Origin of the sequence: Flavobacterium sp. KS-LB2 (assembly GCF_036895565.1) — a bacterium.
Lineage (GTDB): Bacteria > Bacteroidota > Bacteroidia > Flavobacteriales > Flavobacteriaceae > Flavobacterium.
This window is the reverse complement of record NZ_CP145904.1, coordinates 512,174-527,367: the sequence shown is the minus strand read 5'-3', so window position 1 is coordinate 527,367 and position 15,194 is coordinate 512,174. Positions and strand designations below refer to the sequence as shown.

Below are 15,194 nucleotides of genomic sequence, written 5' to 3'. Positions count from 1 at the left end.
AAAATTACTTTTAGCAGGTTTTTAATTTATTAGGAGTCGGTTTATTTTTTCTCCGGCATCAACATTCCAATTACTTTATCTTTAGTAAGGTATTTTTTGGCAATGTCTTGAATATCCTTAGCCGTTACTGCATTTACAGTTTCTTCAAACTTCAATACCTCTTCAGCACTACTTCCATTGGTATACGATCTTGTGAAATTAGACAACCAGTATCTGTTTTCTTTACTGTCTTTTCTAAAATCAGCTAATTCCCCTTCTTTAAATTTAGCCACATCTTTTTCATCTGGTCCTTTATCAATAATGTTTTGAAGTTCTTTCAAAGCAGAAGCAGTCAATTTTTCAGCATTATCTGGTCCGCATGGGAAACCTATCGTAAAGTTGTACGATCCACTTGGAACTTTATTCATGCTTCCTCTTGCAGAAACACCATAAACACCGCTTTCGTTTTCACGTAATTGCTCGATCAGTTTTATAGTCAAAACTTCCCCTAATGCTTGCATGCTCATCGCATCTTTAGCGGAATACTTCGCATCTCCATAATACATGATAGTCACATTACTTTTAGGATCTGTTCCTTTATTAACCACTTTTTTCAAGTCTCCTTTTAGCATTCTGTATCCTAAATCTACAGCTTTTTCTTTTTTGTCCGTAGCTGGCAACGAGGCTAAATATTTAACCGCATAGGCTTCCATAGTTTTATCATCTATGTTACCTACAAAGTAAAACTCAAAATCAGCAGCATTAGCAAAACGCTCTTTGTATTTCTTGTATGCTAATGCATAATCCGTTTCTCCCCATGTTTTTTCATTAGGAATCAACCCGTTAAATCTTGGATTTTCTTTATTTAAATACGAATAAAACTCTTGCTGAAAATAAAAATTAGGAGTTGAAGCCATATTATTAAAGAAAGCAGATTGTTTTTGCTTGTAGCCTTCAAAAGCAGTAACATCCATATTTAAGTCAGTGAAATAAGCATGCGTCATTTGGAATAAATATTCTAAATCCTTAGGCGTAGCATTTCCTCTCAAACCTTCAGTAGCAGTCCCAATATAAGGACTTACTCGTGCTATTTTACCCGTCATGAATTTATTAATATCATTCAATTTTAATCCTGAAAATCCAGCTTCTGCCAAAGCGCCATTAGCAAATTGAACTTTTTTCAAATCCTCGTTAGAGTACAAATTAGTTCCTCCTAGACTGACTGCCTCAAAAAGAACCTCATCATTTTTGAAATCAGTATTCTTATACGTCACTTTCACACCATTAGATAAGACTAGCGTCTTTGTACCAATTTTAGCATTGTTCTCACGTGTAACAATAGTACCCGGTTTTACTTCGTTTCGTATTAAACTTGTTGCCACCGCGGCATCTTCATAAGGTTTAAGGTCGTCTACATTTACTTTTAAAGCATCAAGAACTTGCTGTTCTGTCGCTTTTTTTAAACCTTCTTTTTCTGGACCAGTAAGAATAATGACACGATTGTCTTCTTTTACATAATCTTTAATCAAACTATTTACATCGGCTAAAGTAATCAAAGGCATTACTTGTTTCATCGTTTGATACGTCCATTCAATTCCAGGAACTGGTTCTTTCTCTAAAAAATTAGCTTGGTATTCTCCCACAAAATTAACTGAATTCGTCTTTTCTCTGTCGTTGTATGCTTTTTCAATAGAAGCCAAGAAATCTAACTTTGAACGATCTAATTCCCCTTGCGTAAATCCAAATTTCTTAGCTCTTTCATTTTCAGTCACCAATACTTTCAAGGCACTCAATTGCTTATCTTCTTGAGACATTGCCACAGATTGATATGCTTTTTTATTTCTTGCAAAAGTACCACCATAATACGAATATCCATAGGTAAATGGCGGAGTTGCTGAATTGGTTAGTTCATCTAATCGCGTATTTAAAAGCGTAGAAAACAATCCCTCAACAATGTAATTTTTGAAATCTCCTAAATTTACAATTGGTTTTGGAGCTGCATAATCTTTATAAATCAATTGTACTTGAGCACTAGATGCTTCTTTATCACTTTCAACAGCTACAAAAGTTTCCTTGTGATTAGGAACATCGTAAAATTTTCTTGGCTTTTCTTTTGCTGGATTTTTATAACCTGAAAAATGAGAAATAATTTTCTTCTCCATTTCGGCAACATCAATATCTCCAACAACAATTACACTCATCAAATTAGGACGATACCAATCTTTGTAGAAATTAATTAACGATTGGTGTTTGAATTTTTCTAAAATCTCTTTTTGACCTATTGGCAAACGCTCCGCATAATGTGATTCATGCATCATCTTTGAAATATAACGTCCCAACATCCTTTTTTGAGCACCTAAACCCAATCTATATTCTTCTAGAACAACGCCTCTTTCTTTATCGATTTCTTCTGGTGTCAATACCGTATTAAAAGCCCAATCCTCGATAATTTGAAATCCTTTTTCTAATTTTTCAGGGCTATCAGAAGGAATAGGTAAAAAATAAACCGTTTCATCAAAACTTGTATAAGCATTTAAATGTTGTCCAAACTTTACACCAATACTTTGCAAATAATCAACTAATTGATTTTTAGGAAAACGCTTCGTTCCATTAAAACACATATGCTCCATAAAGTGAGCCAATCCTTGTTGGTCATCCTCCTCAAGGATAGAACCAGCATTAACTACCAACCTAAGATCTACTTTATTCTCTGGTTTGGCATTTTTCTTGATGTAATAGGTCAAGCCATTTTCAAGCTTCCCTGTTTTTACACTTGGATCAAAAGGAATTGCTTTTGAATAATCCATTTGCTGTGCAAAAACAGCTAATGGAAACAGCATGATTCCGAATACTAAATTGTTGATTTTTTTCATAGGTTTTGTTTATTTGAAGTAAAAATAATACGATTACTACTAATATTTGACAATATTATATTTTAATTAACAGAAATTACATACAAAATATATTTACGCTTTGAAAAGCATTATCCGATAAAAACGAAGAGTATTCCTTATATTTACAAAATCTTAAGCGCTGTAAAATGACAAAAACTTTTTTTAAAATAGTTGCCTTTTTTCTTTTGATTTTCACGGTCAATTCTACCTCTGCACAAGTAGAAAAAGAAATAACCGCGCCTTACAATATCAAAACAATTTCTTTTTTACAAAGTGATCGAAATGTCATTCCAATTTTCAAATTAGGAGAAGGATTTCAACTGCAGTTTGACGACCTCTTTGGCAACGAAGCAAATTATTATTACGAAATAATTCATTGTGACTACAACTGGGTACCAACTCAAATACCAAAAAACGAATACCTACAAGGTTTTGACAACCAAAGAATTCAGGATTACACTAACTCCTTTAATACATTACAAATCTATTCCCACTACAAATTATCAATTCCCAATCAGTTTACACAACAGTTGCGAATCAGCGGGAATTACATCATTAAAGTTTTAGATGAAAACAAAGAAGTTGTATTTTCAAGAAAATTTATTTTATTTGAAGATCAGGTTACAGTTCCCATGCAGGTAAAACGAGCACGAACCACAAGCAATATAGAACTGAAACACAATTTAGAATTCACTGTAAAATCAAGCCTAATAACGTTTCAAAATCCTATGAAAAACGTTAGAGTGGTGCTTCTTCAAAACGGACAATTTAACACCGCCATAAAAGGTATCCTCCCACAATACACCATTGGGAATGATTTAATCTATAAATACGACACCGAAACACAGTTTTGGGCTGGCAATGAATTTTTGTTTTTTGAAAACAAAGACATACGTTCTGCAGCAAACAACATAGCAAAAATAGATTCTAATACCGCTATTTACGGTTCTTATCTGTACACCAATGCCGCACGAACAAATTTCCCTTACTCCTTTACTCAAGATGTCAATGGTGATTTTGTTGTTAATAACATAAACTCCACTAATCCCGAAATTGAAGCGGATTATGTTTGGATTTATTTCAGCCTTTCTGCCCCTACTTTCAGACTTAAAAAAAATATTTATATAGGTGGAATGTTTAATAACTACAATTTCACACCAGAATACAAAATGGATTATAATTCTCAAAAGGACCTTTATGAAAAAGCCGTTTTAGTAAAACAAGGATTTACAAACTATCAATACATTGTGGCTGATGACAAAGGAATTATTGACTATGAAAATGCAATTGACGGGAATTTTTATCAAACGGAAAATGACTATACTATATTAGTTTATTACCGAGAAAATACAGAACGATACGATAGAGTTGTTGGAAAAGGAGTAGCTAATTCAATAAACATCACCAACTAAAAAAACTTTTCAAAAATTTAGTAAAACGAGTTCATTTTTTGTAAATTTGTCAATAATAAACACATATTCATCCATTTAATCATGGTTTCTCAAATAACAAGAGGCATAAAAATTTCCGTTTTGACTAGTTTTGAAGGAACGTACTTCAAAAACTACAAGATTCACTTTGCTTTTAGTTATGTAATTACAATTGAAAATCACAGTAAAGACTCTGTTCAATTGATTTCTCGCCATTGGGAAATCATCGATTCCCTAAATGATATCGAGATTGTTGACGGAGAAGGAGTAATTGGGAAAAAACCTGTTCTAAAACCAGGCGAATTTCACACCTATAGCTCTGGCTGTTTACTTTCATCCCCTTATGGCGCAATGAAAGGATATTTCAATATGATTAACTTCACCTCCACAAAGAATTTCAAAGTTATCGTGCCTACTTTTAGGTTATGTGCCCCTTTTGCTTTAAATTAAAATTACTTTTTCCTCAAGGAGCTTATCCAGCTATACATTTCAAGTTTTTGCCCTCTCCTTTATTTTTTTCTAAGCACAATAAGGAGCTTCTAAAGTCGCTCTTATTCTGCAAGAAAAAATATAACGAGATCACAAAAAGCTTTCCATTTCTATCTGGGCTATTACACAACTTCAATACACATCCCTCTTAGTTTACTTCAAAAATTGTCTTTTTTCAAACAATCCTTCGTACTTTTGTGTAATATTTCAAAACATACTAAACCATTTCTAATTTTATAATTTTACAAATATGTTAAAAGGATTTTTTCATGTACCAAAAGCGGTAAACGAACCAGTAAAAGGATACGCACCAAATTCACCAGAAAAAGCAGCTGTACAAGCAGCTTACACAAAAATGTGGAATTCAACAATCGATGTACCTTTATATATCGGAAGCGAAGAAATTAGAACTGGAAACACAAAAAACATGACTGCGCCTCACGACCATAAACATGTCGTAGGAACGTATCATTTAGCCGAAAAATCTCATGTTGAAAAAGCGATTGCAAACGCATTAGAAGCGAAAACTGCATGGGCAAATATGGCTTGGGAACAAAGAGCAGCTATCTTCCTAAAAGCAGCTGAATTAATCGCTGGTCCATACAGAGCAAGAATAAATGCCGCAACAATGATTGCGCAATCAAAAAACATACACCAAGCCGAAATTGATGCTTCCTGTGAATTTATCGATTTTTTACGTTTCAACGTAGAATTTATGACCCAAATTTACAACGATCAGCCTAAATCAAATTCGGATATGTGGAACCGTTTAGAGTACAGACCTCTTGAAGGTTTTGTGTACGCGATTACACCGTTCAACTTTACTGCTATTGCCGGAAATCTTCCTGCAAGTGCTGCTATGATGGGAAATGTTGTGATTTGGAAACCAAGCGACAGCCAAGTTTTCTCTGCACAAATCATCATTGAAGTTTTCAAAGAAGCAGGAGTTCCTGATGGCGTTATCAACGTTGTTTTTGGAGATGCTTTGATGATTACGGATACTGTTTTAGCAAGCCGTGATTTCGCTGGAATTCACTTTACAGGTTCAACTCACGTATTTAAAGATATCTGGGCAAAAATTGGAACAAACATTCACCATTACAAAACTTACCCAAGAATTGTTGGTGAAACTGGAGGAAAAGATTTTATCATCGCTCATCCAAGTTCGAATCCAAAACAAGTAGCAACAGGAATTGTTCGTGGTGCATTTGAATTTCAAGGTCAAAAATGTTCTGCAGCTTCAAGAGCTTATGTTCCACAAAGTTTGTGGCCAGCTATAAAAGAGCAATTAATCACCGATACAAAATCGATGAAAATGGGTTCTCCTGAAGATTTCGGAAACTTTATTACTGCGGTTATTCACGAAGGTTCTTTCGACAAATTGGCTGGTTTTATTGACCAAGCTAAAAAAGATGCCGATGCCGAAATTATCGTTGGAGGAAATTATGACAAATCTGTTGGTTATTTTATTGAACCAACGATTATCGTAACCACAAATCCTCATTACTCAACCATGGAAACGGAATTGTTCGGACCTGTAATGACGATTTTCGTTTACGAAGACGACCAATGGGAAGAAACATTAGAACTAGTTGATACCACTTCAGAATATGCATTAACAGGTGCAGTTTTCAGCCAAGATCGTTATGCAATTGAGCAAGCGACTACCAAATTGCAAAATGCGGCCGGTAATTTCTACATCAATGATAAACCAACGGGAGCTGTTGTAGGAATGCAACCTTTTGGTGGCGCAAGAGCATCAGGAACTAACGATAAAGCAGGTTCAGCATTGAACTTATTACGTTGGGCTTCGCCAAGAACCATCAAAGAAACTTTTATTACTCCGGTTGATTACAGATATCCGTTTTTAGGAGAATAAATCAGTCCTAAAGTTTGAAAGTCAAAAGTCTTAACGGACTTTGTAAATATAAAAGCCGAATCTAAAATTAGATTCGGCTTTTTGTATTTTTTTACCCGCTTTTATTTTTCGGCTATATGACTTTCAACCTTATGATTACGATTGAAACTTCAACGGCAAATGCACCACTTTCTTAGTTTCAAAGAATTCATCTTCGAAGAAATCAGCTAGATTATATTCCGTCGCCTTTGGGAAATCCTTTAATTCTTCGGTTAAATCGCCTCCTTTTAGATACAAAATTCCGTTTTTCAATTCGTGTTTGTTGTTCTTTTTGATTTTGGTTTTTACCCAAGAAACAAAATCTGGCATATTAGTTACGGCACGACTGACGATAAAATCGAAATCACCTTTTACATTTTCGGCACGTATTTGCTCTGCTTTTACATTTTTCAATTCCAATCCTTCGGCAACAGCCTGAACCACTTTTATTTTTTTTGCAATGACATCAATCAAATAAAAACGTGTTTCTGGAAAAAGAATCGCCAATGGAATTCCTGGAAAACCACCTCCAGTCCCAACATCTAAAACATAAGTTCCCGGTTCGAATTTTATAATTTTAGCTATTCCCAAGGAATGCAGAATATGTTTGGTGTACAATGCGTCAATATCTTTTCTCGAAATAACATTGATTTTTTCATTCCAATCATGGTATAAAAAATCTAATTTTTCGAACTGTTCTTTCTGAATGTCAGTTAAATTAGGAAAATACTTAAGAATCTCGTCCATCTATTATTTTTTTTAACAAAAGTAATACTTTACAGTTAAAATTTTTATCTCAATTTTGTATATCGAAAAATTTATAATAATTACCTTTGAACTTTATTGAAAATATATGAATAATAATGCGCCAACATTTGCTAAGCAAGATAGCCTAAAGTTTTTTAGAACACTTAACTCACGGGTTAACAATTACTTCAAAGAAAACAACATTCAAAAAACTGGAAACTGGAAACTCTATTTGAAAACTATAATTCTCTTCTCCGTTTTTCTTGCACCTTATTTTTTAATTCTAACACTTGGAATGCCATTTTGGGCACATCTTCTGTTAGCCATCGTTATGGGAATTGGAATGGCTGGTGTCGGAATGAATGTGATGCACGATGGAAATCACGGATCGTATTCTAATAAAACCTGGGTCAACAAATTCATGGGTGGAACTATTTATGTTTTGGCAGGAAATGTATACAACTGGCAAGTGCAACACAATGTTTTACATCATACCTATACGAACATTCCTGGTCACGATGAGGATTTAGATGCTGGACGTGTTATACGTTTTACTAAAGAAGCAAAATGGTATAATTTTCACCGTTTTCAACAATATTATTCTGTTTTTCTATACGGATTACTAACGTTCAACTGGGCCATCACAACTGATTTCAAACAGATGAGAAGCTACTTGAAAAGAAAATTATCGTACGGAGAAGCAAAAAGCCCAAAAACACTTTGGACTACCTTAATTATTACAAAAATAATTTATGTTTCTATCTGGATTGTTTTACCAATCGTTATTGGAATTACATGGTGGAAAGTGCTTATTGGTTTCTTCGTGATGCATTACACAGCTGGTTTAATATTAAGCGTTGTGTTCCAATTAGCACACGTTGTAGAAGAAACAATTAATCCATCTCCAAATGAATTAGGTGAAATGGACAATACTTGGGCGATACACCAATTATTTACCACTACTAATTTTGCTCCAAAAAACGCAATCGTAAACTGGTACACTGGCGGATTAAATCACCAAATTGAGCACCATATTTTTCCAAATATCAGTCACGTACATTATGGTAAAATTGCCAGTATCGTAAAAGAAACTGCGCAGGAATGCAACTTGCCGTATTATGAATACAAAACAATGCGAAGTGCTGTTATTGCTCATTTCAAGCATTTGAAAGAATTGGGAATGAAACCGGAACTTACATAGTCATATAACACCAAGAGATGCACTGCGGTGCATCTCTACTAATTAATAAACTAACTACAACCTATTACAATGAATCCATTATCCGATAGAATTAACAATCTAGCAACATCACAAACACTAGCAATGGCTGCTTTAGCCAGAGAATTAAAAGCACAAGGAAAAGACATTATCAGCTTAAGTTTAGGCGAACCTGACTTTAATACGCCTGATTTCATCAAAGAAGCAGCGAAAAAAGCGATTGACGAAAATTACAGTACTTATTCTCCGGTAGAAGGATATGCTGAATTAAAAGAAGCCATCTGCAGAAAATTCAAAAGAGACAATAATTTAGAGTACAAACCGTCTCAAATTGTAGTTTCAACTGGAGCAAAACAGTCCTTATACAACATTGCACAAGTAATGCTAAACGACGGTGACGAAGTAATTTTACCGGCACCTTACTGGGTTTCATATTTCGAAATCGTGAAATTATCCGGTGGAGTCCCTGTAGAAGTTCCTACATCTGTAGATACTGATTTCAAAATCACACCTGAACAATTAGAAGCAGCGATTACACCTAAAACAAAAATGATGTGGTTCAGTTCTCCTTGTAATCCAAGTGGATCGGTGTACAACAGAGAAGAATTGACGGCATTAGCCAAAGTTTTGGAGAAATATCCGCATGTATATATTGTAGCTGATGAAATCTATGAGCACATCAATTTCTCAGGGACTTTTTGCAGCATCGCATCTATCCCGGGAATGTTAGAAAGAACAATTACCGTAAATGGAGTTGCTAAAGCTTTCGCCATGACAGGATGGAGAATTGGATATATTGGCGCACCAGAATTCATTGCAAAAGCATGTACAAAAATTCAAGGCCAAGTAACCTCAGGGGCAAATTCTATCGCACAACGCGCTACTATTACAGCAGTAGATGCTGATCCAAGTGTATTGAAACACATGGTTGATGCCTTCCATAGCCGTAGAGATTTAGTGGTAGGATTATTAAAAGAAATTCCAGGCGTAAAAATCAACGTTCCTGAAGGAGCTTTTTACGTATTCCCGGACATTTCTTCTTTCTTCGGAAAAACTTTGAAAGGAACCGAAATCAAAAATGCAATGGATTTATCAATGTACCTTTTGGCCGAAGCTAACGTAGCAACGGTAACAGGTGACGCTTTTGGAAATCCTGACTGCATCCGTTTCTCATATGCAACCAGCGACGAGATCTTGAAAGAAGCATTAAAAAGAATCAAAGATGCTTTGGCACTATAGTCAAACCTCATAAAATCGAAAGTTAGAAACTCAAAAATCCAACTTACAATACCATCAAAGCCTCAAGACATTCTTGGGGTTTTCTTGTTTTTGGGCGTGACCACAAGGGTCGGGATTTCCGCTGCAATCTTTATATTTTTAAAGAAAAAACATAAAGGATTTCCACTTCACTCCCTCACGCAAACCCTGCTAGAATCATGTTTATTTTAATGTGTTACGGACTGCTCGTGAGCAGTCCTTACAATTCTCAACACAAACAAAAAAACAATGAAATTTCTGATGATTTGTATTTTTAATTTTATACTTTTAAGAGATTAACTTAAATTTCGTTTGGCTACCTAAAGCCGCAAAATTTAGGTAGATTTTAATAACGATATAAATCCTGTCAGCAAGTTAACTAGCGACAATGCACACACAAAAAAGGAAGAAGTCAATAAATTTAGAAATAACAATTTAAAAATTATATGAAGAAAGCAAATAAGAAATCTTTAATTTTTAGCGGAGTTTTTCTATATCTAAATGATGAAAGATTATATATTGATAATTTTCAACAGAATCTTCCGACGGGTTCATATACAAACAATGATGATAGTAAAGTTCAAATTTTCAATATAGAATATGAAGAAAATTACATGAAAATGAATTTTGGAGAAGGAATGGTAGGACCAAGAAATCCAAATGTTTATAATTTTAATACAAACGAAGAAGAGCCAAATCCTAGACAAAAAAATCAAGTTGAACCTAGACAAACTTTTGCAATCATTGATTTTAAAACTAGCTTTCTATGGATTAGTAATTCGAAAAAGAGGACTGCCTTAATAGAATTATTTAAAAGATATTTCCCTACTTCATCAATTGTTATAAAAGAAATTTATGATGAAACACAATTCATCGAGATGTTAAAAACACTTGATAATATAAAAATTTCTGCAGTGCCGAATTTATTCAGTGATTCAGGATTATTAAGCAAAATTTTATCTGAAGAGATCAATGGATATGAGGCTAGTGTTGCCACTTTAAGTTTAAGTTATAATAATAGATTGACAAATAATTATTTAATCGACAAAGTTAAATCAATATTTAAACAAAAAAATTCACTAAAAAGCATTGTTATCTCAGGTAAAGATGAAAATAATTTAGGAATGCTTTTTAATACCGAAGGCTTTTCACGAAAAATTGATATTGAGGCACTAGTTGATGAAGATGAAATGTTTTCATCTGATGATGTATACAATATATTAATAAGTAAAGTAAAAAATGAAAACACTTAAAATAATACTTAAAATTTTCATTTCAGTTTTTGCAATATCCTTTTTTGCAATAAGTTTTAACTTGAATAATAAAGCTTTTGAAGTTGTTGCCACTTTTTTATCAATAACAACAGGTTTTTCAATCACTGCATTATCAATTATTGCTACTTCTCCTTTCTCAAAAAATCTTTATAACCAAGAAAGTAGTAAAAACAATTCTAAAACTTTACTTCACGAACTTGTAGATAGGTTTAAAACATCTATGATACTTTTTATAGCAACTATTTGTCTTATTGTCTTACTAAATTTATATCCTGAAAAATATATTCCAACTATATTTAAAGTTTTTGAAACTGAAATTACCACAATGGCAATTTTAAAATCTTTTGTACTATATTTTTCAATTTTATCCCTAATTTCGTTCGTTATTTTATTTAACACCTTTTCAAAATTTGTAATTAAATCCGGAAAATTAATTAAATAAAGCAATACCATCAAAAGCTAGAGTTAAGAGCATAGCACTAGCTATGAATTGAAATCACTAAACCAACTTTGCAAATAAAATTCTTTTATTACCACAAACAACAGCAATAAAACAAGTGATCAAACTAGATTTATAGAACTAATCAAAACCTAAACCATCATGCTAACCGCCATCAACCCAAAGTTACCCATGCGCAACAAAACGATTACACGGAATTTCTATATCAACCAATTGGGTTTTCAGGAATGGGGCAATGCAGACTTTGAAGGGTATTTGATGGTACAAAAAGACAGCATTGAAATTCATTTTTTTGAGTTTGCAACCATTAATGCTGTCGAAAATTACTCAGGAGTTTACATTCGGGTGCAGGATATCGAAACCGTTTATAAAAACTTTTTGAACAACGGCGTTGCCATTCATCCCAATGGTCCTCTGGAAATCAAACCTTGGGGACAAAAAGAATTTTCGATATTGGATCCGGATAATAATCTATTGACTTTCGGGCAAAGTTTGTAGCGAATAGGCAGTCATAAAAAAGCAATTTAGTATTTTTACATTCTAATTAAGACTTCAAAAAAATGAAAATACTACTTCTAGGATCAGGCGAATTAGGAAAAGAATTTACAATCGCTGCACAACGCATCGGACAAATCGTAATCGCTGTGGACAGATACGAAAATGCTCCGGCAATGCAAGTTGCCCATGATTTTGAAGTCATCAATATGTTGGACGGAGATGCGTTAGACAAAATCGTCGCCAAACACAAACCAGATTTCATCGTTCCTGAAATCGAAGCCATTAGAACCGAGCGTTTTTATGATTACTAGAAACAAGGAATCACCGTAGTTCCTTCTGCGAAAGCGGCAAACTTCACGATGAATAGGAAAGCAATCCGGGATTTAGCGTCTAAAGAATTAGGTTTAAAAACTGCCAAGTATCGCTACGCCACCACTGCCGAGGAATTGCAAAAAGGAGTTGAAGCCGTTGGAATGCCCTGCGTGGTAAAACCCTTAATGTCTTCGTCCGGAAAAGGACAATCAACCATTAAAACCGAAGCTGATATCGAAAAAGCATGGAATTATGCTGTGCAAGGTTCCCGCGGCGATGTCGTAGAAGTAATTGTAGAAGCTTTCGTCAAATTTAATTCGGAAATTACATTATTAACCGTGGTTCAAAATAATAACCCAACACTTTTCTGTGCGCCAATAGGTCATCGTCAAGAACGTGGCGATTATCAGGAAAGCTGGCAACCCGCCAGAATATCCGACAAGGATTTATACGAAGCGCAAGACATGGCCGAAAAAGTTACCGAAGCTTTGGGTGGCGCAGGACTTTTTGGCGTAGAATTTTTCTTAGCTGATGATGGTGTTTATTTCTCGGAATTATCCCCTCGTCCGCATGATACCGGAATGGTAACTTTGGCGGGAACACAAAACTTCAATGAATTCGAATTGCATTTAAGAGCCATTTTGAGTTTGCCCATTTTCGAAATTACATTAGAAAAAGCGGGAGCGAGTGCTGTAATTTTAGCTTCGGAAAACTCAACCAATCCAACCTATTCCGGAATAGAAAATATTGCTTCCTTACCAAAAACGGATTTCAGAATCTTTGGCAAACCAACTTCAAGACCGTATAGAAGAATGGCTGTGGCTTTAGTCAATGATACTTTAGAAACTCCAATTGAAGAAGTGGTAGAAAAAGCGAAGAAAGCAGCCAGTTTGGTTACCGTGCACTCTTAATTTAATATCGATAGTATTGTCAAGTCGAGCGCAGTCGAGACTCAACGCTTAGTCTCGACTGCGCTCGACTTGACACACGTCTTAAGGAAACGACATTGATCCCCCATTACTTTTTAGAAATACGAAAATCTGTCGGAGTCATTCCTGTGTTTTTTTTAAACAATCGGGTGAAATACGAATAATCATCAAAGCCTAATTCCGTTGCAATTTCATTGACAGTAAACTTTTTATCCATCAGCATGCGTTTCGCTTCAAGGATAATTCTAGCTGTAATCACTTCGGTTGTGGTTTTTTGCAACATTTCATTACAAATCCTGTTCAAGTGTTTCAAAGTAATAGTAAGTTGTGAAGCGTAGAAAAAAGGCGCCTTTTCTGTTTTAAAATTATGCTCTAAAAGTACTTCGAAATTTTTAATTTTCACATTATACGAATGTGCTTCGTGCAAATGTGTTTCACTATATTTTCTAGCAATTTCAATGTGAATAATATCCAACAAATTCATTATTTTATCTTGCTTCAAAAGCTGATTCGATTGTATTTCTACAATCAGACTTTCAAAATAAGGCAGAATCGCTTTCAATTCGGATACATTGAAAACCATTTCAGGCTTATTGTCCACCGAAGAATAAAATGGATAGTCGGCGATTGTTTTTTGCCCAAAATAAAGATTATACATTTCCTGAGAGTAGAAAATTACAAATCCTTCCACGTCATCAGATAAATTCCAATGATGCATTTGTCCGGGTTGCAGAAAAAACATACTTCCCGGCTGAATCGTAAATATATCGAAATCAATTTCATGTGTTCCCGAGCCTTTAGTAAAAAAAACCAACACATACGAATTATGCCTATGTGGTTCCTCAACAAAACTATGATCAATTAAGTGATTTTTAAAGGTATTAATATACAAATCACTATTCACTGAAGTACAGTTAAACCGTTGAATGTTATAAATAGGATATTTTTTCATTTTGGCGAAAATGTCTTTATTGTGCTATAATTAGCGAATATAGAAAACATCCATGACATGAATAAGAAATACCTTTGATAAAAATAATTACGATGTCAAATTCTATTGTACATATCTTGAATAATGATTGCCCTCATTGTCTTAAAGGCAAAGTTTTCAATGAAAAAAGTATCTTTTTCAATTTTGGATTCCCTAAAATGAATGAATATTGCTCTCACTGTAACTATAAATTCGAAAAAGAACCTGGTTACTTTTTTGGAGCTATGTATGTAAATTATGGTTTAACAGTGGCTCAAGGAATTGCTACCTATGTTATTGCTCAATTCTTCTTTAAAGAAACTTTCGATTTAAGAATTATTCCGATTATTGCCGTCGTAATTCTTGCAATGGCTTCTATAAATATTCGTCTTTCCAGATTATTGTGGATTTACATGTTTAAAAATTATTCGATGTAAAAAAACCAGTATCTTAGCTGAAGTAAAAATTGAAATCTTTATGAAAAAGTTACTATACTTAGCTATTTTATTCTCTGCGACACTTGCAAGCGCTCAGGATAAAGAGAAAAAAGAAGAACCAAAGCCTCAAATTGTCGAAGCCTCGTGCGGACAATGCCAGTTTGGAATGGAAGGACACGGTTGCGAATTAGCAGTTCGCATTGATGGAAAATCCTATTTTGTTGACGGATCTTCCATCGATTCTCACGGAGATGCACATGCTAGTGATGGTTTTTGCGCAGCTATTCGAAAAGCAGAAGTAGTTGGAAAAGTTGTCGATAATCGCTTCAAAGCCACTTCTTTTAAACTATTACCTAAAAAATAAAAAAAGGGCTTAAAGAAAATACTTTAAGCCCTTTTTTA

At 34.3% G+C, this 15,194-nt stretch carries 13 protein-coding genes and 1 pseudogene; 11 read left to right on the top strand and 3 right to left on the bottom strand.

Annotated elements, in window-relative coordinates:
- Nucleotides 1-41: 41 nt before the first annotated feature.
- Nucleotides 42-2,852: a M16 family metallopeptidase gene (locus tag V5J73_RS02330; protein ID WP_338647333.1), complete on the bottom strand. Its 2,811-nt coding sequence runs from the start codon at nt 2,850-2,852 to the stop codon at nt 42-44.
- Between the two features lie 167 nt (nt 2,853-3,019).
- On the opposite strand from V5J73_RS02330, the gene V5J73_RS02325 reads away from it, so the two are divergent.
- The 3 genes from V5J73_RS02325 to pruA all read left to right on the top strand — a co-directional run bounded on the left by V5J73_RS02325 (nt 3,020) and on the right by pruA (nt 6,671).
- Nucleotides 3,020-4,285, top strand: a complete 1,266-nt coding sequence (locus V5J73_RS02325; RefSeq protein ID WP_338647332.1) for a type IX secretion system plug protein — start codon at nt 3,020-3,022, stop codon at nt 4,283-4,285.
- An 81-nt stretch (nt 4,286-4,366) separates the two neighbouring features.
- Nucleotides 4,367-4,753, top strand: a complete 387-nt coding sequence (apaG, locus tag V5J73_RS02320; RefSeq protein ID WP_338647329.1) for a Co2+/Mg2+ efflux protein ApaG — start codon at nt 4,367-4,369, stop codon at nt 4,751-4,753.
- A gap of 289 nt (nt 4,754-5,042) precedes the next feature.
- Nucleotides 5,043-6,671 (top strand): L-glutamate gamma-semialdehyde dehydrogenase, encoded by a 1,629-nt coding sequence (gene pruA / locus V5J73_RS02315; protein WP_338647327.1) that lies wholly within the window; start codon nt 5,043-5,045, stop codon nt 6,669-6,671.
- 135 nt (nt 6,672-6,806) lie between these two features.
- Here the strand turns inward: pruA and rsmG are convergent, their stop codons facing one another.
- Nucleotides 6,807-7,436, bottom strand: coding sequence for a 16S rRNA (guanine(527)-N(7))-methyltransferase RsmG (gene rsmG, locus V5J73_RS02310; protein ID WP_338647325.1), 630 nt, complete (start codon nt 7,434-7,436; stop codon nt 6,807-6,809).
- A gap of 106 nt (nt 7,437-7,542) precedes the next feature.
- Here rsmG and V5J73_RS02305 point away from each other — a divergent pair, with 106 nt between their 5' ends.
- The 6 genes and pseudogenes from V5J73_RS02305 (at nt 7,543) to purT (ending at nt 13,367) form a co-directional block, all read left to right on the top strand.
- Nucleotides 7,543-8,637, top strand: a complete 1,095-nt coding sequence (locus V5J73_RS02305) for a fatty acid desaturase family protein (protein ID WP_338647324.1) — start codon at nt 7,543-7,545, stop codon at nt 8,635-8,637.
- Nucleotides 8,638-8,706: 69 nt separating this feature from the next.
- Complete coding sequence (locus V5J73_RS02300; protein ID WP_338647323.1) at nt 8,707-9,894, top strand: pyridoxal phosphate-dependent aminotransferase; 1,188 nt, start codon at nt 8,707-8,709, stop codon at nt 9,892-9,894.
- Between the two features lie 464 nt (nt 9,895-10,358).
- Nucleotides 10,359-11,165, top strand: a complete 807-nt coding sequence (locus V5J73_RS02295; protein ID WP_113665117.1) for a hypothetical protein — start codon at nt 10,359-10,361, stop codon at nt 11,163-11,165.
- Nucleotides 11,152-11,628, top strand: a complete 477-nt coding sequence (locus V5J73_RS02290; protein ID WP_113665116.1) for a hypothetical protein — start codon at nt 11,152-11,154, stop codon at nt 11,626-11,628. Before V5J73_RS02295 ends, V5J73_RS02290 begins: the two co-directional genes overlap by 14 nt.
- 159 nt (nt 11,629-11,787) lie before the next feature.
- Nucleotides 11,788-12,144 carry a bleomycin resistance protein gene (locus V5J73_RS02285; RefSeq protein ID WP_338647322.1) on the top strand — a complete coding sequence of 119 codons (357 nt, stop codon included), beginning with the start codon at nt 11,788-11,790 and terminating at the stop codon, nt 12,142-12,144.
- A gap of 62 nt (nt 12,145-12,206) precedes the next feature.
- Nucleotides 12,207-13,367 (top strand): annotated as a pseudogene (gene purT / locus V5J73_RS02280) (formate-dependent phosphoribosylglycinamide formyltransferase).
- A gap of 106 nt (nt 13,368-13,473) precedes the next feature.
- Here the strand turns inward: purT and V5J73_RS02275 are convergent.
- The gene (locus V5J73_RS02275) at nt 13,474-14,337 is read right to left on the bottom strand and encodes an AraC family transcriptional regulator (RefSeq protein ID WP_338647321.1); all 864 of its coding nucleotides are present in this window, start codon (nt 14,335-14,337) and stop codon (nt 13,474-13,476) included.
- 92 nt (nt 14,338-14,429) lie between these two features.
- Between V5J73_RS02275 and V5J73_RS02270 the strand changes: the two genes are divergently transcribed.
- Both V5J73_RS02270 and V5J73_RS02265 read left to right on the top strand, forming a co-directional pair.
- Nucleotides 14,430-14,792 carry a DUF983 domain-containing protein gene (locus V5J73_RS02270; RefSeq protein WP_338647320.1) on the top strand — a complete coding sequence of 121 codons (363 nt, stop codon included), beginning with the start codon at nt 14,430-14,432 and terminating at the stop codon, nt 14,790-14,792.
- 40 nt (nt 14,793-14,832) lie between these two features.
- Complete coding sequence (locus V5J73_RS02265) at nt 14,833-15,156, top strand: DUF6370 family protein (protein WP_338647319.1); 324 nt, start codon at nt 14,833-14,835, stop codon at nt 15,154-15,156.
- Nucleotides 15,157-15,194: the final 38 nt, after the last annotated feature.

What these genes read in the sequence shown, in the direction of transcription:
- V5J73_RS02330 (WP_338647333.1), bottom strand. Translation starts at nt 2,852, where the DNA reads ATGAAAAAAATCAACAATTTAGTATTCGGAATCATGCTGTTTCCATTA.
- apaG (WP_338647329.1), top strand. Translation starts at nt 4,367, where the DNA reads ATGGTTTCTCAAATAACAAGAGGCATAAAAATTTCCGTTTTGACTAGT.
- V5J73_RS02285 (WP_338647322.1), top strand. Translation starts at nt 11,788, where the DNA reads ATGCTAACCGCCATCAACCCAAAGTTACCCATGCGCAACAAAACGATT.
- V5J73_RS02325 (WP_338647332.1), top strand. Translation starts at nt 3,020, where the DNA reads ATGACAAAAACTTTTTTTAAAATAGTTGCCTTTTTTCTTTTGATTTTC.
- V5J73_RS02300 (WP_338647323.1), top strand. Translation starts at nt 8,707, where the DNA reads ATGAATCCATTATCCGATAGAATTAACAATCTAGCAACATCACAAACA.
- V5J73_RS02295 (WP_113665117.1), top strand. Translation starts at nt 10,359, where the DNA reads ATGAAGAAAGCAAATAAGAAATCTTTAATTTTTAGCGGAGTTTTTCTA.
- V5J73_RS02275 (WP_338647321.1), bottom strand. Translation starts at nt 14,337, where the DNA reads ATGAAAAAATATCCTATTTATAACATTCAACGGTTTAACTGTACTTCA.
- V5J73_RS02265 (WP_338647319.1), top strand. Translation starts at nt 14,833, where the DNA reads ATGAAAAAGTTACTATACTTAGCTATTTTATTCTCTGCGACACTTGCA.
- V5J73_RS02290 (WP_113665116.1), top strand. Translation starts at nt 11,152, where the DNA reads ATGAAAACACTTAAAATAATACTTAAAATTTTCATTTCAGTTTTTGCA.
- V5J73_RS02270 (WP_338647320.1), top strand. Translation starts at nt 14,430, where the DNA reads ATGTCAAATTCTATTGTACATATCTTGAATAATGATTGCCCTCATTGT.
- V5J73_RS02305 (WP_338647324.1), top strand. Translation starts at nt 7,543, where the DNA reads ATGAATAATAATGCGCCAACATTTGCTAAGCAAGATAGCCTAAAGTTT.
- pruA (WP_338647327.1), top strand. Translation starts at nt 5,043, where the DNA reads ATGTTAAAAGGATTTTTTCATGTACCAAAAGCGGTAAACGAACCAGTA.
- rsmG (WP_338647325.1), bottom strand. Translation starts at nt 7,436, where the DNA reads ATGGACGAGATTCTTAAGTATTTTCCTAATTTAACTGACATTCAGAAA.